This window comes from Chitinophaga varians (assembly GCF_012641275.1).
Lineage (GTDB): Bacteria > Bacteroidota > Bacteroidia > Chitinophagales > Chitinophagaceae > Chitinophaga > Chitinophaga varians_A.
In genome coordinates this window covers 366,012-384,885 of record NZ_JABAIA010000004.1, presented here as the reverse complement: position 1 = coordinate 384,885, position 18,874 = coordinate 366,012, and the positions used below count along the sequence as shown (strand labels likewise).

The window sequence follows — 18,874 nt, the reverse complement described above, 5'->3', positions numbered from 1 at the left end:
ATTTTTAGTTTAAAATTTTTCGTATTAATTCCGCTTTTGCAATAACGTTCTCAATTGTATTGTCTGTGACTGTCACATGCCCGATTTTCCGGCCTGCTCTTCTGCCCTCTTTGCCATACCAGTGAAGGTGAGCGCCTGGTACGTCTAACAAACGTTTCAGTTTTCCCGGTCTGTCAGCATTCAATGCATCATTGTCCAGCACATTCAGCATCAAAGACGGGAAATGAAGCCCGGTGGCGCCTAATGGCAATCCAAGTATGGCGCGGAGCAATTGTTCATATTGTGAGGTAGTGCTGGCCTCTATAGTGTGATGACCGCTGTTGTGCGGCCTTGGTGCCATTTCATTTACCAAAAGTCTGTTATCTTTTGTAACAAACATTTCCACAGCAAGAATACCAACCAGCTGGAGCGCGTCTGCAACTTTCTCAGCGAGGGTTGTAGCCTCTTTTAATATCCCTTCGTCTATCTGGGCGGGCGCTATCTGGTAGTCAAGTATGAACTTATCTTCAGAAAACGCCATCATTACGGGATCGTAGCATACTACAGCGCCATCTTCATTTCTTGCGACGATTACAGCAATCTCGTGTTTAATGTCCACTAATTCTTCCACTACACAGGGCGCATCAAATGCCGCTTCAATATCTTCCTTAGTCTTCAAGACCATAACGCCATAGCCATCATACCCGTCGCGGCGCTTTTTCAGACAAACAGGCAGCTTATTTTCATACTGGTACAGATCATTTTTACCCTGTACGGCCTCTCCGGGCGCTACCGGTATGTTATGTGACAGCAAAAACTGCTTTTGTATAAATTTGTCCTGTATTACTTCAATGGTATCGGGTGACGGAAAAACCTTTACTCCCTGCTTTTCAAGCTGGCGTAAAGCCTTGATATTTACAGCCTCTTTTTCAATTGTAATAACGTCAAGATCTTTACCAAACTCCAAAACCGCTTCAAAAGAAGCCGGATCGCCACAAAAAAAAGAAGAAGTATAATGTGAGCAAGGCGCATGAGGGTCCTTGTCCATAATCGAAACACGGAGACCAAAATCTATCGCATGCCGCATAAGCATAGCCCCTAACTGCCCTCCTCCTAAAATTCCTATTTTCAAATTTTCAAGCATAATCGTTAATTGCCGCAAAGATATAAAACTATTTAAAATGATAGTAGTACTATTACTTATAACAAATAAATTAAATAAGATTAATCTACTATTAACCAGATTAAGTATTTTCGGACCGACCACCTTTTCGACTATGCCTCCAGTGCATCAAACTAGGCAACACAACTAACAGCAATGGTAATGCGAGTATGAAACCTCCAATTACAGCGATTGCCAGTGGCTGATGCAACTGCGCTCCCGTTCCAATCCCGAGGGCAATAGGTGTTAGCGCAATAATAGCCCCCAGTGCCGTCATCAATTTGGGCCTCAGGCGTGTGGAGATGGCATATACAATCGCTTCATCTGCCTGCTGAGTATGCATCATCGATTCTTTAAACTGCAGGAATGTAAAAATTGCATTCTCGCCAATAATTCCCACTATCATAATCAGCCCGGTATAGCTGCCAACATTCAGCGGTGTATGAGTAATATAAAGCGCGATGTAACTGCCGCCTATACCTAGCACAGCCACCATCAGGATAATCAACGCATCTACAAAATCCCTATACAGAAAAAGGATAACACCGAATACGAGCAGGCTGGCAGTAATCAGAATTAATAATAATTCGTTAAAGGATTGCTGCTGATCAGCATAGGCCCCGCCGTATGCAATGCTATACCCCTGTGGCAGCGATATCTTTGTTTCCACCTCCTGGCTGATCTCCCGCATAACCGAGCCCAAATCGCGGTTATCCAGCCTGGCGGTGACAATTCCCATGGACTGTAAATTCTCCCGTGTGATTTCAGCCTCTCCACTATTGAAACGGAGAGTTGCCAGGTCCGACAATGGGCGTAGCTTTCCATCCGGTAAAAATATCTGTAGCCTGTCAAGCTCCGATACGTTCAGCGTTCGGCTACCCGGATATATCAGCCGTATGGGAGACAACTGTTCTTTTTCAAATACAGCGCCAGCCACATTGCCTTCCAGCGCCGTTTGCAGCTGAAACTGCAAATTGGCGGGTGTAATTCCGTATTGGGCCAGCAAGCGGCTGTTGGCTTCCATACTAATAGAGGGACCGGCTATCACAATACCATCAAATACGTCCGCGGTGCCGGGTACTTTACCAACAATTGCAGCTATCTGCCTGCATAACGCTTTCAGTTGTTCCTGGTCGTTCCCGAAGATCTTTATCTCCACAGGCTGCACAGAGGTCATCAAATCGCCCAGCATATCGCCTATTACCTGTCCGAAGTCGATACGCAAAGCGGGCTGGGTGGCTTCTACTTGTTTACGGATAGCGTCTATGACCTCGTTGGTGGTCAGCTTACGGTCTTTCCTGAGCTGTATCAGATAGTCTCCCTTATTGGGCTCCGTAATAAAGAACCCCATCTGAGTGCCGGTACGCCGGGAATATGCCGCCACCTCGGGAATGCTGGTTATAATCTTTTCCACTTGTTGCAACATCCTGTCTGTTTCTTCCAGAGACGTACCCGGTGGAGAACTATAATCCAACACAATGCTGCCTTCATCCATCTCCGGTAAAAATCCGGTTTCCAGTCGCGGCACAATCAATACGATCGTCACTATTATCCCTGCTATGAATAGCCCGCTGATCCATGGCCGGGCAATGAACCAGGTCACCCAGCGCTGTTTTTTCACATCGTGCCCGGCGAGCTTTTTTTCCGCTGCCTTTCGTTCTCTTCGCTGGTTGGTCAGTAACAGGTAAATGACTGGCAGCCCTATCAAGGTAACCAGGAAAGAACATACCAGCGTAACGATCATGGTATTGGTCATCACCTTGAAATATGCCCCGGCCACACCCGTCATCAGCTGAAAAGGCAGAAAGATCACAATTGTACTGAGGGAAGAACCCACCATAGCGGGGAACAGGTAGTTTATAGCCTGTGGTATCAGTTCGGTAGTTGGTTTATCGGGATGTTCTTCATGTGTGCGATGTATTTGTTCTACTACTACAATGGCATCGTCAATAATCAGCCCCACGGCCGCCGCAATAGCCCCCAGCGTCATAATATTAAAAGTCTGGCCGGTAGTATATAATACGATCAACGTAAGCAGGAGGGTCACAGGAATAGTGATAAGAATGGTAGTACTGGCTTTCAGTGAACGAAGGAACAGTACCGCTACAATGATGGCCAGCAGCAATCCGACCCATAGGCTATCGGTTACACTCTTAATAGCATTTTTTACAAACTCGGCCTGTATATAGTAGGGCGAAATTTTTACATCCGGAGGAAGTATCTTTTTCAGGGCTGCGACCTTCAATGCCATGCGGTCAGACAGGTCAACCAGGTTGGCATTAGGCTGCTTGATTATCGCCACCAGTATACCTTCTCTACCATTCGCATTTACCTTGATATATTCTTTGGCTTCCCGTATTTCCACCGCCGAAATATCTTCCATTGTTACCACACGCCTTCCATTGTTACTGATCACCAGTTTATTGAGCTTCTCTTTAGTGTCTATCACAGCGTCCGTAACAGTAAGATATAATAAACGGTAATCAGAAAGATAGCCATTGGACTTAATAAAATTGGTTTGAGCCAATGCGGTGTTAACGATGTCTGGTGTAATTCCAAATGTATTCATCTTCTGCATGTCCAGCTGTATCCAGTATTCCTTGTTCTTGCCACCAATGATGCGGATTTCGGAAACGCCCTCCACCTGTGATAAAAAGGGTTTAATGGTATAGGTGGCGAGGTATTTCAGGTCGATGGGCGACCGGTTATGACTTTCTATGGTGTAGCCGCTTACCGGCAATATAGACGGATTCATCCTCTCCACATTGATCTGTACATCGGATGGCAATACATTTTTAATTTCTGAGATCTTTGATTCAATACGCTGCTGGCTGATATTGATATCGGCCTTCCAATCCATGAAGGCGGATATTTCGCAACTGCCTCTGCTGGTGATACTGCGGATCGTCTTCACGTCTGGCACCTGCTTTATCGCCAACTCCAGCGGTCTGGTAACGGTGATCATCGTTTTATTGACCGGCTGCTGGCCAGCATCTGCAATGATCTTTATTTTGGGGAAGGTAATTTCGGGAAAAAGGGCCGATTGTATTTTCCCATAGACAAACAATCCTCCTGCGATGATAATCACAAGAAGTACCATTATCGAGTTTTTGTGGGCGGACAGAAAATTCTTCATACCGGTTACTTGTTTATAACGGTGACAGTCGCGGTGTCTGAAAGGCCATAGTTGCCACTGATGAGTATTTTGTCCTGTATGGTGAGCGCAGGAGACAACACTTCTATTTTACCACCGGTTTCCAGTCCTTTTTGGATAGGCACTTTCACCGCCGTAGTGCTGTCTTTCATTTTCATGATCCAGTATTCGCTTTGCGATTCGTTGGAAAGTACGGCTGCTTTGGGAACAAGTATCGTATTCGCTTTCATTGATTTAATGAGCCGCACTTTTGCGATCAGGTTTTCAGGAATGAGTTTGCCCGGAGCAACCCTGATTACATAGTTCTGCGTTTGTGCAACAGAATCTACAATGGGCAACGCTGCTTCCATTACACCTGGCAATTGCTGACCATCCGGCAAGGTCACCGCAACGCGGTGATTGGCGGGGATCAACGGGGTTAGTTCATATGGCAGGCTCAGAATAAATGCGAAGCTGTTATCGTTTGAAATAGTGGCTAATTGTTCTCCATCCTGAACATAAGTGCCGGCCTGGATGGCCAGCTGGGTAATATAGCCGTTACCGGTAGCTTTCACCGGAATAATCCCTGTAAAGCGGAAAGAGGAATCCAGCTTGTTGATGGTGTTCCCCAGGTTTTCGGCTTCCTTTGTTTTCAGTAAAAATAATACCTGTCCCCGGTTTACATGCTGTCCGATTTTTATGTTCGACGTTTGCAGATAACCATTGGCAGAGGCTTTTACATTTGTTTTCAAGAGGAAAGCGGCTGTGGCGTTTAGCTCCACGATGTCTTCTGTCGTCCCTCTTTCAGGAGAGGAAACGGTGACAGGGGTGCCTGTTGGTGTTACTTGCTCTCCGGGGGCCGGGGCCGTATGAGAACAGGCGGTTGTCAGTAGGAACCATGTGGCGATGAGCAAAGCAGATAATTTCATAATTAATTATCAATTAGCGCTGTTCCAGTAATTAATCTGATTAATTAACTGATATTTATTGACAATATTCTGTGTAATAATGTTCTTTGCATTCAGGTAGTTATTGATGGCAATCACATAATCTGCTATTCTGACATCTCCATGCACCAACAATACTCTGTTGGCTTGCATCAGACCGTTGGCGTAGTCAATTTGTTTATTAGCCTGGTCAATGAGCTCCAATGTAGATGCCAACTGTTGCATAAGCTGTTGTACTTGCTGATAATACTGGCGGGAAAAAAAATCCTGATAATTTTTTCTCGTTTCCTCAGAAATGGCCACCTTACTATGTTGCATTTTTCGCTGTCGGCCGTCATATATGGGAACTGTTAAACTTACGCCGGCGCTGACGCCAAAATTTTTGTAGGGATCAAGGGCTAAAGTGGAGTTAAAACCACCATCCGTATACAGGTTTATTTTAGGCCGGTAAGACAAATCAATAGCGGCATCTGTATTTCGCAGCTTCAGGCTGTCTATCTCAAACTGGTGATAAAACACCGTATTCTCCAGGGAAGGCAGGTTATCCAGGTTCAATGACGGATCTGCCAGAGGGGTAAAAGCGGTATCTATAATACCGCAAAGGTAGTTCAGCTGCCCGAAGTTGACCTGGTATTGCGTCCGCAATTGTTTTAACAGCAACTCCTGTTGTTGCAGGGTCACCAGGAAGGTAAGATAATCTGTCTGCCGGTAAGTACCGGTTTCGGTGAGCTTTTTCAGAATAACCTCCTCCTCTTTTAGCAGATGTAGCACGTTATCATTAAAATTGTATTGCTCCCAGTCGCCATACGTGACGATATATTGCGATGCAATACTTTTTTTCAGGTCCTGTTCTGAAATTCTGGCTGTATTACGGACACTCTGGTTCTGTAAGTCGATCCCATACAACAGATTATTCAGGTTCTTTTTTCCATTCAACTCTTTGGTAGCAGTTACCAGGGCACTTATCTGGCCTCCGTTGGTAATGGCGTTATCGTACCCGTAGCCATGAATGAGCGGAGCATAAGTACTATTGCTCACGCCATTTACCTGTGGCCCATAGGCGGCACGCAGGCGCAGACTATCTGCCTGCGACAATCTTACTTGATTCTGATAATCCTTCAGTAGCGGACTATTTTGTCTGCCTTTCTCCAGGTAATAATGCAAGTCTTTCACCTGGGCATGCGCCGTTATAAAATAGAAAATAAGCACAAAAGAAATGCCCGGCTGCTTCATAGCGCTCTTTTTTAAAAATCTACTACTGAAGGACTTCTTACACGTGCAGATTAGCGGATCATTCCTTTTCTTCTTTCAGGAATTTCCCTTTGTCATCAAATATTACATCCTTTCCGTTAATTTCTGCTTCATAATTTACCACTCCGTTCGATTTCACAATTTTTGCGGTTTCTTTTACCCTCGCCCCTTTGTAGTGACTGGTTATGTAATTGGTTGCTTCCATGGGCAGTGCAGTGGCAGGAACCGCTGTTTCTGTTTCCAGCCATCCTCCTTTCGCGTCAAATACAGCTGAAAAATGCTGGCTGTTGTCTTGAAAGCCCGCTTCAAAATTTCCTTTTTCCATTTCCCATTTAACAGCCGCAGCATTGGGGAATTTCTTTGAAAATGCAGCTTTAACAGTTGCAGGAACTTTGTCCTGGCTAATCTTCTGCGCGAATGCAGATACACTGAATATCATGCATCCTAACAATACATACGTTTTCATGGTCTGTGAATTTAACCTAAAATTATAAGCAAATTCTGATTAATTTCTGTAGCATAAGGACTATGCCGCCTATCGCGCACAAAATGACACATTAAAAATTATACACATAATTTAAGATTCCCCTAATTCAGAAAAAATTCAAAATTGAAACCTACTTTTGCCACATGAAGGTATTAATCATCGAAGATGAACTACAGCTGGCGCAGAGCGTTATTGGGTATTTATCCGGTGAGAGTTATGTATGTGAACATGCCGCCACCTATCAGCAGGCAATGGAGAAACTGTGTATATACGAATATCAGTGCATATTACTCGACCTCATGCTACCAGGTGGCAATGGACTTCAACTGCTGGAAGAAATCAAAAAAAGGCAACAACAGGAAGGGGTCATCATTATATCCGCCAGGGATTCCTACGATGACAAAATAAAGGGGCTCCAAATCGGGGCAGACGATTACCTGGCCAAACCTTTTCATCTGCCGGAACTGGCAGCCAGGGTGTATTCCGTGATCAGACGACGTTCATTCCAAAACAACAACATTCTTCAGCAGGAAGAGCTTCAAATAGACCTCCTCGCCAAAACGGTGCATATTCACGATAAACCGGTACTACTTACCCGGAAAGAATTTGACCTGCTCATCTATTTCCTGGGCAATAAAAACAGGGTTATCTCCAAAAACGCACTGGCAGAACACCTTTCAGGCGACATCGCAGATATGCTCGATAACCATAGCTTTGTATACGCACATATCAAAAATCTTAAAAGAAAGCTCCATGAAGCCGGCTGCGGCAATTACCTCAAAACCGTTTATGCCACGGGATATAAATGGGAAGTATGAGTAAACTATTAAACAAATCGCTGAAGATATTTATCCTCTATGCAGGTATTGTATTGGCAGGCAGCATTCCGGCCTATTACGTGATTGTTGACCTGATATGGGAGCATGAACTGAAGGAACATAACCTCATTGTAAGTGAAACTATCAAACAAAATCTTCAGTCGTTATCTCTCTCTGACAAGGAATTAGCCGCAAGCGTCGCGCTCTGGAATAAACTACGCCCCGAAACGCAGTTGCAGCCGGCAGCGTCTTTATTACCGGATTCCACCTATAATATATACAGGAAAAATAAATACATTCCCGCCAAGGGGACAGATCGTTTTCAGGGGCTCATTACCTATTTCTCCGTCAACGGTAAGCCATTCCGGCTCACGCTCGAAACCAATATGGAAGAAAGTCATGAAACCATTATGGCCATTGCGGTGGTAACTGTCATGTTCTTTCTTATTTTATTGGGAGGTTTTATATTCATCAACAGGCGCATTGCAGCACGATTGTGGCGCCCCTTCTATAACAGTTTAGAAAAGATTCAGTCATTTAACCTGCATAAACCGCAGGAAATCCATTTTGATCATACCGGCATAGCAGAATTTGAAACGCTCAATTACCACCTCCATAAACTGATCACAGGCAATATCGCCAGCTATCAACAGCAAAAGGAGTTTATCCAACATGCCTCTCATGAATTGCAAACACCCTTGTCTGTGATCAAATTCAAGCTGGACCTCTTACATCAAAGCAAACCTATGACGGAGGACCAATCTGATATCATTGATCAGGCACATCAGGCTTTGGCTAAAGTGACCAGGGTGAACAAAAATCTGCTGTTACTCGCTAAAATTGAAAATAGCCAGTTTCCGGAAAAGGAACTACTAGATCTGCCTGTTCTGATAGAAGATTACGTAACGTTCCTACAAGACTTCCTGGACGATAAACAGCTACAGGTACAACTGAATATTACCAGGCCCCTGCAACTCTCTGCCAATAAAACCCTACTGGAAATATTGCTCACCAATCTGTTTATGAATGCTATCCGGTATAGCGAATCCGGCGGCACCATTCAGGTTTCCCTGGATGAGCGCCGTCTCGTAATGGCCAATACAGGTAACGAAGCCCTGGATACAGATCACCTGTTCCGGAGATTTGGGTTGTCAGGCCGCCATTCCACCGGTACCGGACTGGGACTGGCAATTATCCACGAAGTATGTCAACTATATGGCTGGCAGGAACACTACCGCTTTGAAAATGGGTTTCATTTATTCAGCATTCAATGGGCATGATTCCAAATTTCTTCTAAATCGTTGTTCAATTTTGCCTGTATCATAAAAATTGAACGGATGAAACGATTTATCAGCGGGATACTATTAGTCTTTACAGGCCTTTGTAGTCAGGCACAGAAAAACACCGTCACCTTATCGGGAATTGTAAAGGATACAAGTGGCCAGGCTGCATTGGCATTTGTAAATGTGACACTTCATAAGGCGTCCGACAGCACGTTTATATCCGGTACTATTACTGCTGAGGAAGGCCGCTTTAGTATAGCAGACATAGCCCCCGGAAACTATCTTCTTAAATTTTCCTGCCTTGGATATCACACCAAATGGCAGCCTTTACTGGCTGGACAATTGAGCAACTTCCTATCTGTGGGTAATATATCCTTGCAGCGTTCACAAGTAAGCATAAACGAAGTGGTTGTCACTGGCAAGGTAGATGAGGTAAGCGAGAAAATGGATAAGAAAACATTCTCCCCGGCTGCCAACATTAGTCAGGCTGGCGGATCAGCACTGGATGCCATGAAAAATCTGCCTGGTGTTACCGCTGGCCAGGATGGAAAAGTATTACTGCGCGGCAGTGATAAGGTAATGATACTGATAGATGGCAAACAAACCGCGCTTACCGGTATGGGCGGCCAGTCAGGACTGGATAATATTCCGGCTTCTGCCATTGCTAAAATTGAGATCATCAATAACCCCTCAGCAAAATATGACGCCAACGGAAACGCAGGTATCATCAACATCATCTACAAAAAAGAAAAAAAAGAAGGCTTCAACGGCAAAGTGGGCCTCGCCACCGGTTTAGGGGCGCTATGGGAAAAGAGAGAAAACTTACCGGATATTCGCCCACAGTATAGAGCTACGCCTAAATTTAACCCTTCCCTATCCCTCAATTATCGCAAAAACAAAGTCAATTTCTTCTTTCAGGGCGACAACCTGTACACCCAAACCCTCAATAAAAATGAATTTACTGAAAAATGGTACGATCATGGAGAGCCCGTCATTCAACAGGTGAAGCGAAACAGAACTACCAACATCATTACCGGCAAGACAGGTATAGACTGGCAACCAGACGATAAAAACCTGTTTACTATTTCTGGTTTGTTTAGTAGTGAAAAAATCCTCGACCGGGGCGATCAGCCATTCTTTAATGCCGACCTATCCGAAAGACAACGCCTGTGGCAGTTTCTGGAGGATGAACTGAAAACTACCGTCACCTTCTCCGCAGGTTGGCAGCATCAATTTAAACAACCAGGACGAGTATTGCAGATGAACCTGAACTATACCTTTCACCGAGAAGACGAAAAGTATTTTTTCACCAATATCATGCCCGCCTATACCGGGCTAGATTCGTTTAAATTACTTTCAGACGAACATGTAGCCGATCTAACGGCGGATTACATACATCCCTTGCGCTTTGGGCGCTTTGAAGGAGGCGTTAAGTTCCGTCGCCGCTACATTCCGACTAACATGCAATTTAAACCAGGGCTGCATTCCCCGCTTGATACCACCGCCGGTGGCTGGGCCAATTACGGAGAAATCATTCCTGCTCTATATGGTATGTTCGTATTTGAAAACAAGGACTTTGAGATAGAAGCCGGAATGCGAGTAGAATATGTAGATCTCAAGTATGAAGTAAATCCGCAGCATAACACCTATCGCAGCAACGGGTACCATTATATACAGCCATTTCCCAATATCCGGTTAGCCTATCGCCTGAACGAACAGAATAAATTAACCATGTTCTATAATCGCCGGGTGGACCGGCCAAATGAGGTAGATATCCGTATCTTCCCTAAATATGACGATGCGGAAATCATTAAGGTAGGTAATCCGGAGCTGCGGCCACAGTTTACCAATACCTTTGAGTTGGGTTACAAAACCAACTGGCACAGTGGCTATCTATATCCTGCCCTGTATCATAAACGAATGGATGCTACCATTTCCCGTATAGGCACCACCGTGGGTAACAGTAATTTGATCTACAATGTATTCCAGAATGCCGGAAAAAGCTACCAATCCGGCCTGGAAATAACCCTGTCTCAAAAACTCAGCAGATGGGCCAGCCTGCAATTAAACATGAACGGCTATAAAAACATAATAGAAGGTTTTACCGTACTCAACAGATATCCGGAACCAACCCGGTACACCGCCCCCCGCGAGGAAGCGTTTTCCGGTAATATAAAGCTCAACAGTATGTTTCAATTGCCATCAAAAATAGAATTACAGCTTACCATCATTTACCTGGCACCTGATATTGTTCCACAGGGGAAAATTTACTCCCGTTTCTCCATAGATATGGGCGCCAAAAAGATCATAGGTAGAAACGAATTCTTTGTAAATGCTACTGATATCGCCAATACACTGCGCATTAAACGTGATGTGACAGGTAACGGGTTCACCTATACCAGTACGGATTACCAGGAAACACAAGTGTTCAGGATAGGGTACAACTATAAATTCTAAGCCGTTACGTTATACAATGGGATGTCCCAAAGCCCTGGACTGTGATATACCAGGAAAAGAAACACTCCCGAAAACGAGGCTGTGCCTGGTTTTAAATAAGGGTTGTTCAACATAAAAAATAAAAGCCGGAGAGAAATAATCTCCGGCTTTTATGCTAAGATGTTGACCCGATGCCTACAGCAACCAGTTTTCATTAGTGCAGCGTATACCCTTTTCCTTCTTCTGTAAGAATAGGCACCCCTCCCTGTTCCAATGCCCTGATATCTCTGTAAATGGTCCTTACATTGACAGTAAATTTTTCAGCAAGGCTGGTCGCTGTCAACAATCGTTTTGTCTGCAATTGTGTTAAATAGCGGTTAGCCGAGAAAGCCGGCTGGCATCATTTTCATTCATTTTAATACTGTTTGTGCAAAGACAGATTTATAAAGAGAGGTGGAACAAATGTAGTAAAAAATAATACGTTAGCCTCCATTGCATGGTACCACCTAACTACCTGTATATTTATTTTCCATTTCCGAAGATTTTCCGCTTTTGATCTACCTTCTTCTCCTTCGGATATTAACTTTGCGGCCGTTTCGAACAATTATTGAACAAAGCTGACATTGGTTACGGAGTATTTCCTGTCGCTTTAGAACAATGCTAATTTTATTTCATGAGATCAGGCTATATTCCAGTGCTTTTAGCATTAACTGTCGCCACAAATGCCTTCGGACAAGATAGTACCAGGGCAAAGAGAATCACAGATACAACAAGCCAGCTGAAAGACGTAATCGTTACAGCCAGTCGTATAGCGGAGAGTGTTAACGAGGTGCCATCCTCCGTGACGCTAATATCCGGGAAAGAGGTGAAAAAACAGGCGCAAATCAACAGCAACCTGCCTTATATCCTAATGCAGAAAATACCGGGAATTTCACCCAGTGAAGAAGGGCAGAATAATTTCATCGGAAAATTGAGAGGCAGGAACTTCCTGGTATTGATTGATGGTATCCCGCAATCCACCCCGTTGAGAAACGGTGGCCGTGACCTCAAAACGATTGATGTCAGCGCCATAGATCATATTGAAGTGATTAACGGAGCATCTTCTATGTATGGTAATGGTGGTGCCGGTGGTATCATCAACTATATTACCATAAAGCCGGAGAAAACAGCCCCCTTCAGTTCTTCTACTTGCATCAATAATAGCCTGAACCTCATTAAAGCCGATGAAACTTACGGATACAATCTTTCGCAGGTATTTAAAGGCGGCGTAGGAAAATTTTCCTACGTTGTGCAGGGTAAGATGGCTCATTCAGGCGTGGTAAGGTCCTCCGATGGTGTTATTGTCAGCCCTTTTTACGGATTGGGCGAAACTAAGACATACAATGCCCTGGTAAAACTTGGATATGATTTCTCCGTCAATCATCGTATTGAGGTCATGGGCAATTATTTCAACAGTATCCAGGACAGTAAATACATCGGTACTAAGGGCAACTTTGGTGTTTCTCCGGCCATTGGCGTTCGGGGTGATACCAACATCCTGGGAGGGACTCCCTACAATAAAACCTTAAATGTAAAATACACGGGCACTTTCGGCAAAACAACAGCCAATGTTGCTGTGTATTACAACGATATCAACTCAGTATTTGAAGCCTATAATCAAATATACTCCACTCACTGGGGCGGACGGTTCAATTTCTCCACGCCTTTTGCATTGCCGGGTAATAACCATCTGCAACTGATCTATGGTATGGACTTACTCAAAGATCATACTGTACAAAAAGATATGGCCGACAAACTGGTTACTCCGGATATGAACATGAACAGCATTGCCCCTTATCTGCAATCCAAATTCATAGTGGCCAGAGACTGGATATTCAAAACCGGAATACGTTATGAGAACCTGTTGTTTAAGGTCAGCGACTTCACCAAAGGATCGCAGCCTGTGCCTGGTGCTACCAATACCTATAACGCACTGGTGTTCAACACAGGTCTGCGATACAATAAATTCTCCTATGTCCAGCCGTTTGCCAGCTTTTCGCAAGGCTTTTCCATTGGAGATATTGGACTGGTGCTGAGAAATGGTGTTTCCCTGAATGCCATAAATGTTGCTCCGGTAAAAGTGAATAATTTTGAACTAGGTGTAAATGGCGATATTCAGCGGTTGCATTATGAAGTAACCGGTTATTATAGCACCAGTAAAAAAGGATCTGCCTTCAAAGAGATCACCCCCGGCAATTTTGACCTGATTCAATTACCACAACGCATATACGGAATCGAAGCGATGTTGGGCTACAAAGCAACCGACTGGCTCAATTTGGGCGGCCTACTGGGCTATATGGATGGAAAAGAAGATACTAAGAACGATGGTTCTTTCGACGGAAAAGTAGATAATTCGACAATTTCGCCTATAAAAATTGGGGGGAATGTGAATTTTAAATTTACCCGCCACTGGAATTTGTCCGTTCAGATGACTAAAATCGGAGGCCGCGATGTATTTCCGCAAGCGGTATGGAATTACGGAAAATACCCAATAACCGGCTATACCCTGTTTGACATGTATACTTCCTATAAACTCAGACATGTAACACTGACTTTTGCAGTTAACAACCTCTTTAATGCTAATTACTATCCTACACATTCAGCAGTGCGCGGTGCAACCACAGAAGGGCGTTATTACGTGAAAGGCACAGGAACAGTTGCCAATCTGGGAGTAGTAATTGATTTATAATACCCCTATCGGCCGGGGGAGATTTCAACAATGGCATAAACAGAGGACGTCTCCAAATAAATGAGACGTCCTCGTTTTTTTACAAATCGTTGTTATTGTTTTTTGAGATAAGTTTTGTTACCGTTTTTATTGATGTAGTATTGCCCGCCACGGGGGCCCTGATAGATGGTACGCCCCTTGGCATCGGTACCCACTACCTGATCACCGCCGCTGGCAGGAGCCGCTTTTCTGACGGGAGCTACTGCCGGAGCAACAGGAGCAGGTTTTTGGGTTGCTGCAGGGGCAGGCGTGGGAACTGTTGGAGCAGATACCGGAGCTGTGGTTACGTTAGTTGCTTTAGTCCTTGTTTTTTTAGGTGTTTCAGTAACAGCGTTAGTGGTGTTTGTTTCTTCTTTAGCAGCTTTCGTCCTTGCTTTTTTCGTTGTTTCGGTAACAACGTTGGTAGCATTTGCCTCTTCTTTTGCAGCCCTGGACCTGGTCTTCTTAGCCGTGGTAGCGGCTTGGTCCTGCGTGGTGGCTGCCTTGTCTTCCGCCTGTTTCTTTTTCTTCTTTTCTGCTTTGGAAGCCTTTTCGATGGTCTGCTGCGGCACCGTATTTTGTGCATAACCAGCTATATTCGCGGTTAAAAGAGCACCTGACAGCAGTAAGATGGAGGTCATTCTTTTCATAGCAAAAAGATTGGGTGTTAATAAATATCAATAAGGGAGCTTCTGAAAACTAAGATGATTGCGATAGTAACCGGACAGATGTATAGCTGCAATATATATTATTTTCTAATGCAGCCGTATAGCGGATTTTGAGACATTGATGAGGTTGCTTGTGACAAATAGTAACTTTTTCATATTTATTGACATTTCGGGTCACAGCGAAGGCCGGTATAACGGTTAAGCATAAACGCTTTGGGGACTGATTAAGGCGGGGAAGCGGATAAAGGCATATCCAAACAAAAAAATAGGTTGTAAGTCAAATTACTTACAACCTATTACGTGCCCAGAACTGGATTCGAACCAGCACACCCTTGCAGGCGCTGCGACCTGAACACAGTGCGTCTACCAATTTCGCCATCTGGGCAACTGATATTGTGATCAGGGAGCGCAAAGATAAGCACTCATTTTAATTCTCCAAACAAAAAGTAAATTTTTTTTCAAACTAACGGGAAAGGATATACTAATAATTGTGGATAAAACTGAAGGAGGTAACACTGAAAGCCACGCCTCCTTTGGCTACCAGGTACAGGTCATGTATACCTTCCGCATGGCGCAGGTTGCCCGTCAGTTTCAGGGCATAGGTGCTGTCGCCGGTATAAGGGATGTCCAGGGTGCCAATCACCTTACCTTTTGGCTTGTCTATACGGAACTCCAGTTTGGAGCCGCTTTTTTTATGCTCACAGGCCACTTCCACCTGGAAACCGATTTCCCCCATGCTCAGGTTCACCTGTGCAAACGCCAGGTAACTCCCCTCCTTCATCTGAAACTCCGTCGCCCGGTTCCCTTTTTTAGCCGTCGGCGCCGCCGTCTGTCCGTTGACAGCCAACTGCACTAAGGCAAAAACCAGGAACAACAACAGCCTCATAGGTTAGGATAGGTTTATCGTTTAACACAACGGGAACATTTCCCGCCCTGAAAAATAATGAAAAACTTAAAATTAAGGAATAATGTAATATTATATCATCATCAACACATAAAATAATCTCAGTCGAAAAAAATAGTACATTTGTACTAATGGTAGACACAAAAGAAAAAATACGGAAAGCAGCGCTCAAACTGTTCAACGAACAGGGCATCGACGCCATCACTATACGGCATATCGCTAAAGAACTGGACATCAGCCACGGCAATCTCCAGTACCATTACAAAAACACCAACGAAATCATCCTCGTTCTCTTCAAAGAGCTCAACGACGGCTTCTCCCGCTTTTTTACACATAACGAAAACCTCAACCAGGTAAACCTGGAACATTTCCGGCATTGGGTGGAAATACTGATCGACCATATCTGGCAATACCGCTTTATCTTCCTCCACTTCGTGGAAGTGGCCCGCCGCGTACCGGAAGTGAAAACGCTCTACAACAGCTGGGACAAAGCCCGCGAAGAACAATTTCTCGTCCTGTTCAACACCCTCATCAAAGAAGGCATCTTCCGAGATGACATCCCCCCCTATATCTGGAAAAATCTAATCACCCAGCAATATATCATGGCCGACTTCGCCCTGTCGCACAATGAAATAAAAATGCAGCTCAAAGGCAAAAAAGCCGTCCAATACTACGCAGACGTGCTGTTCAACCAGTTCTACCCCTACCTCACGGCCAAAGGAAGACAACAGGCTGACAAACATCAGGGCATAAACTGACCCCTGTCATTTTTCAGGTGCGCGTTTCCCCGCATTTTTGCATAATAAACGCAGGGGAACATTCCCCGTCACCAGAAAAACCAGGAATTATGGAACAAACACTGATCAATCTAAGCCAATATACCGGCACGCCGGCTGTGACCATCCTGGTGTCTACCCATCGCACCTTCCCCGACAATAAACAAGACAGCATCCACCTCAAAAACCTCATCACACAGGTGGAAAAAGAGCTATATGAACAGTTCGATAAAAGGATCGTATGGCCCGTGCTCGACAAAATAAAAGAAACCGAAAAGTCCATCAATCACGACTATAACCTGGACACACTGGCCATCTTCGCCAGCCCGGACTCCATCCAGGTGAAACGCTTGCCCGTCACTACCACCGACCGGTACGTGATCGGCGACCGCTTCGAGATCCGGCCACTGCTCAAAGCCGTCCAGCAGAGCGAACACTATTATATCATTTCCGTTTCCCGCCAGAAAATACGGCTACTGGAAGCGTTTAATGACGAAATAGTAAGCGAAGTGAAAAACAAGGATTTCCCTTATCTCAACAATTATTACACCACCGATCCCATGCGCCTGAAACATGACCAGATCGTGGACAACCTCCTGAAAGAGTTCTTTAATACAGCGGATAAACGATTTAAAAAATATTATGAAGAGAATCCGTTGCCGGTGATCCTGTTGGGAGAAGAAAGAAACCTCGCCTTCTATCAGGAAATAATGGACATCAGGGGACTGGTAATCGGTACCCATCACGGTAGCTTCGACGACACTTCCGACCCGGACATCGCAAAAGTGACTTTCCCGGTCATTCAACAATACATCGCCGGAAAACAGGACGCCGCCCTGCAGGCCATCAATGCCGCCCAGTCTGCACAACGCCTGCTGGTAGACCTGAACGATATTTACACCGCCGCCGAAAACGGACAGGCAGATACGCTCTATATCGGGCAAACCTACCTTCCCACCGGCCACATCGACAAGGGCGTCATCACCCTGGGTAACGGCAACGGCTCTACGGACGTGACGCTGCCCGTCATCGACACAGTGCTGCATAAAGGCGGCAACGTAGTGTTTCTCGATGAAAACGCCCTCGACAACTATCAGGGCATCGCTTTGATCACAAGATTTTAATCATACGACAACGACAACAACAGGAAAAGCCGCACTGGTATTTACCAGCGCGGCTTATTATTTTGTAGGCGTGCATTGAATCAGGGAAGTGCTGCCAGCCGGGCGTAGATCTCCATCATACCGGCCTGTCCCAGCAACTCTTTCTCCGGCTTCTTTCCCAGCATATTGCTGCCGGCGTCCCGGTCCTCCTCCCACACCTTGTCGGCGTAAGTCTGCATGGCATCTACATACCGCCGGTCCTTGTCTTCCCGGTAAAGGGCCAGGTACCCGCGCAGCAACACGGCATTGAACCAATAAGAGGAATGAAACCGGCCGTCCCGGTAGAACCGCTGCAGTGTGCCGGCGGCAATCTGCTGTGCCTCTTTCAGGTACTGTGGCTGCCGCGTAATACGGTACAGCTTTACATTAGCCTCCAGCATGATACCACTGTTATAGGTATACGTAGCAGAATCGATGCGGTTGTTCTCCAACGGCTTGATCGCGTCCCAGAATACGCCGTTGGCATTGCGAAGATGTTTGTTTGTCCACTGATACAGCAGCAGCGCAGTGTCCAGGTAGGTCTTCCGGTGCGTGGCTTCGTACAGCTGCAAAGCCAGCAGGATGCCCGGACCATTGGAACAGGTATTTTTAGTCGTCTTATCTCCTTCTTTCCAGTATAAACCACCGCCGCTCACCGTATCGAAGCCGGTCATCATAAACCGGTAAATCTCAGCGCCTTTGTCGAGATAAGTCCGCTGTTTGGTACGGGCGTAAGCATCCAGGTAAGCGATGCCTATCCACTGGTTATCGTCGTAGTAACGGTCTTCCCGCCGCTCTTTTACTACATACGAAGCGTAGCCGGGCGCAGGCGGGATGGGGTCATAGTACTGGTCAATAGCTTTCACGACCGGCTTCAGGTAAGCCTTCCCGGGGTGCAGCCCCTCCATCTCGTTGGCAGCCTGCACCAGCGCACAAAGTCCCCACAGATCAGCATGCGGGTTATGGTTCTTTGCCGGGTCGCTCGTCTGAATATAAAGACCGGTACGCGGTTCATACAGATGTTTGTCGACCGCCGCCTGTAACAGGCCGGCGCGTTGTGCATTGTTTTGGGCAAACAAAGTGGCGGCTGAGAGTATATACGCCACCGTTAGCCATACTGAACGGTACATAAGCATTATTTA

The 18,874-nt window shown here is 45.4% G+C and carries 15 protein-coding genes and 1 tRNA gene; 6 read left to right on the top strand and 10 right to left on the bottom strand.

Annotation, left to right across the window (positions count from 1 at the left end):
* Positions 1-4 precede the first annotated feature (4 nt).
* The 5 genes from HGH92_RS30965 to HGH92_RS30945 all read right to left on the bottom strand — a co-directional run bounded on the left by HGH92_RS30965 (position 5) and on the right by HGH92_RS30945 (position 6,938).
* Positions 5-1,123: a 5-(carboxyamino)imidazole ribonucleotide synthase gene (locus tag HGH92_RS30965; protein ID WP_168874722.1), complete on the bottom strand. Its 1,119-nt coding sequence runs from the start codon at positions 1,121-1,123 to the stop codon at positions 5-7.
* Between the two features lie 100 nt (positions 1,124-1,223).
* Positions 1,224-4,277: an efflux RND transporter permease subunit gene (locus tag HGH92_RS30960; protein WP_168874721.1), complete on the bottom strand. Its 3,054-nt coding sequence runs from the start codon at positions 4,275-4,277 to the stop codon at positions 1,224-1,226.
* Between the two features lie 5 nt (positions 4,278-4,282).
* Complete coding sequence (locus tag HGH92_RS30955) at positions 4,283-5,203, bottom strand: efflux RND transporter periplasmic adaptor subunit (protein WP_168874720.1); 921 nt, start codon at positions 5,201-5,203, stop codon at positions 4,283-4,285.
* A 9-nt stretch (positions 5,204-5,212) separates the two neighbouring features.
* A complete protein-coding gene (locus tag HGH92_RS30950) occupies positions 5,213-6,454 on the bottom strand; it encodes a TolC family protein (RefSeq protein ID WP_168874719.1) in 1,242 nt (413 codons plus the stop codon).
* Between the two features lie 58 nt (positions 6,455-6,512).
* Positions 6,513-6,938, bottom strand: a complete 426-nt coding sequence (locus HGH92_RS30945) for a PepSY-like domain-containing protein (protein WP_168874718.1) — start codon at positions 6,936-6,938, stop codon at positions 6,513-6,515.
* A 164-nt stretch (positions 6,939-7,102) separates the two neighbouring features.
* Between HGH92_RS30945 and HGH92_RS30940 the strand changes: the two genes are divergently transcribed.
* Genes HGH92_RS30940 through HGH92_RS30930 form a run of 3 tightly spaced genes read left to right on the top strand, consistent with a single transcriptional unit; the run spans position 7,103 to position 11,517 of the window.
* Complete coding sequence (locus tag HGH92_RS30940) at positions 7,103-7,777, top strand: response regulator transcription factor (RefSeq protein ID WP_168874717.1); 675 nt, start codon at positions 7,103-7,105, stop codon at positions 7,775-7,777.
* On the top strand, positions 7,774-9,057 hold the full coding sequence (locus tag HGH92_RS30935; protein WP_168874716.1) for a sensor histidine kinase: 1,284 nt from the start codon (positions 7,774-7,776) through the stop codon (positions 9,055-9,057). Before HGH92_RS30940 ends, HGH92_RS30935 begins: the two co-directional genes overlap by 4 nt.
* A 57-nt stretch (positions 9,058-9,114) precedes the next feature.
* Positions 9,115-11,517 carry a TonB-dependent receptor domain-containing protein gene (locus tag HGH92_RS30930; RefSeq protein WP_168874715.1) on the top strand — a complete coding sequence of 801 codons (2,403 nt, stop codon included), beginning with the start codon at positions 9,115-9,117 and terminating at the stop codon, positions 11,515-11,517.
* Between the two features lie 193 nt (positions 11,518-11,710).
* On the opposite strand, the gene HGH92_RS30925 is transcribed toward HGH92_RS30930, so the two are convergent.
* Positions 11,711-11,857, bottom strand: coding sequence for an HTH domain-containing protein (locus tag HGH92_RS30925; RefSeq protein ID WP_211092798.1), 147 nt, complete (start codon positions 11,855-11,857; stop codon positions 11,711-11,713).
* A 312-nt stretch (positions 11,858-12,169) separates the two neighbouring features.
* Here HGH92_RS30925 and HGH92_RS30920 point away from each other — a divergent pair, with 312 nt between their 5' ends.
* A complete protein-coding gene (locus HGH92_RS30920; protein ID WP_168874714.1) occupies positions 12,170-14,224 on the top strand; it encodes a TonB-dependent receptor in 2,055 nt (684 codons plus the stop codon).
* Positions 14,225-14,316: 92 nt separating this feature from the next.
* Here the strand turns inward: HGH92_RS30920 and HGH92_RS30915 are convergent, their stop codons facing one another.
* The 3 genes from HGH92_RS30915 to HGH92_RS30905 form a co-directional block, all read right to left on the bottom strand.
* Complete coding sequence (locus HGH92_RS30915; RefSeq protein WP_168874713.1) at positions 14,317-14,892, bottom strand: hypothetical protein; 576 nt, start codon at positions 14,890-14,892, stop codon at positions 14,317-14,319.
* A gap of 319 nt (positions 14,893-15,211) precedes the next feature.
* Positions 15,212-15,295, bottom strand: a tRNA-Leu gene (locus HGH92_RS30910).
* A gap of 96 nt (positions 15,296-15,391) precedes the next feature.
* Positions 15,392-15,796, bottom strand: coding sequence for a carbohydrate-binding protein (locus HGH92_RS30905; protein ID WP_168874712.1), 405 nt, complete (start codon positions 15,794-15,796; stop codon positions 15,392-15,394).
* Between the two features lie 149 nt (positions 15,797-15,945).
* On the opposite strand from HGH92_RS30905, the gene HGH92_RS30900 reads away from it, so the two are divergent.
* Positions 15,946-16,572 carry a TetR/AcrR family transcriptional regulator gene (locus HGH92_RS30900; RefSeq protein ID WP_168874711.1) on the top strand — a complete coding sequence of 209 codons (627 nt, stop codon included), beginning with the start codon at positions 15,946-15,948 and terminating at the stop codon, positions 16,570-16,572.
* Between the two features lie 89 nt (positions 16,573-16,661).
* The gene (locus HGH92_RS30895; RefSeq protein ID WP_168874710.1) at positions 16,662-17,714 is read left to right on the top strand and encodes a hypothetical protein; all 1,053 of its coding nucleotides are present in this window, start codon (positions 16,662-16,664) and stop codon (positions 17,712-17,714) included.
* Positions 17,715-17,794: 80 nt separating this feature from the next.
* Here the strand turns inward: HGH92_RS30895 and HGH92_RS30890 are convergent, their stop codons facing one another.
* Positions 17,795-18,862, bottom strand: coding sequence for a glycoside hydrolase family 76 protein (locus tag HGH92_RS30890; RefSeq protein ID WP_168874709.1), 1,068 nt, complete (start codon positions 18,860-18,862; stop codon positions 17,795-17,797).
* Between the last annotated feature and the right edge of the window lie 12 nt (positions 18,863-18,874).

Coding starts and splice junctions, on each gene's coding strand:
- HGH92_RS30920 (WP_168874714.1), top strand. CDS start 12,170: ATGAGATCAGGCTATATTCCAGTGCTTTTAGCATTAACTGTCGCCACA.
- HGH92_RS30950 (WP_168874719.1), bottom strand. CDS start 6,454: ATGAAGCAGCCGGGCATTTCTTTTGTGCTTATTTTCTATTTTATAACG.
- HGH92_RS30955 (WP_168874720.1), bottom strand. CDS start 5,203: ATGAAATTATCTGCTTTGCTCATCGCCACATGGTTCCTACTGACAACC.
- HGH92_RS30945 (WP_168874718.1), bottom strand. CDS start 6,938: ATGAAAACGTATGTATTGTTAGGATGCATGATATTCAGTGTATCTGCA.
- HGH92_RS30895 (WP_168874710.1), top strand. CDS start 16,662: ATGGAACAAACACTGATCAATCTAAGCCAATATACCGGCACGCCGGCT.
- HGH92_RS30960 (WP_168874721.1), bottom strand. CDS start 4,277: ATGAAGAATTTTCTGTCCGCCCACAAAAACTCGATAATGGTACTTCTT.
- HGH92_RS30935 (WP_168874716.1), top strand. CDS start 7,774: ATGAGTAAACTATTAAACAAATCGCTGAAGATATTTATCCTCTATGCA.
- HGH92_RS30915 (WP_168874713.1), bottom strand. CDS start 14,892: ATGAAAAGAATGACCTCCATCTTACTGCTGTCAGGTGCTCTTTTAACC.
- HGH92_RS30930 (WP_168874715.1), top strand. CDS start 9,115: ATGAAACGATTTATCAGCGGGATACTATTAGTCTTTACAGGCCTTTGT.
- HGH92_RS30965 (WP_168874722.1), bottom strand. CDS start 1,123: ATGCTTGAAAATTTGAAAATAGGAATTTTAGGAGGAGGGCAGTTAGGG.
- HGH92_RS30905 (WP_168874712.1), bottom strand. CDS start 15,796: ATGAGGCTGTTGTTGTTCCTGGTTTTTGCCTTAGTGCAGTTGGCTGTC.
- HGH92_RS30890 (WP_168874709.1), bottom strand. CDS start 18,862: ATGTACCGTTCAGTATGGCTAACGGTGGCGTATATACTCTCAGCCGCC.
- HGH92_RS30900 (WP_168874711.1), top strand. CDS start 15,946: ATGGTAGACACAAAAGAAAAAATACGGAAAGCAGCGCTCAAACTGTTC.
- HGH92_RS30940 (WP_168874717.1), top strand. CDS start 7,103: ATGAAGGTATTAATCATCGAAGATGAACTACAGCTGGCGCAGAGCGTT.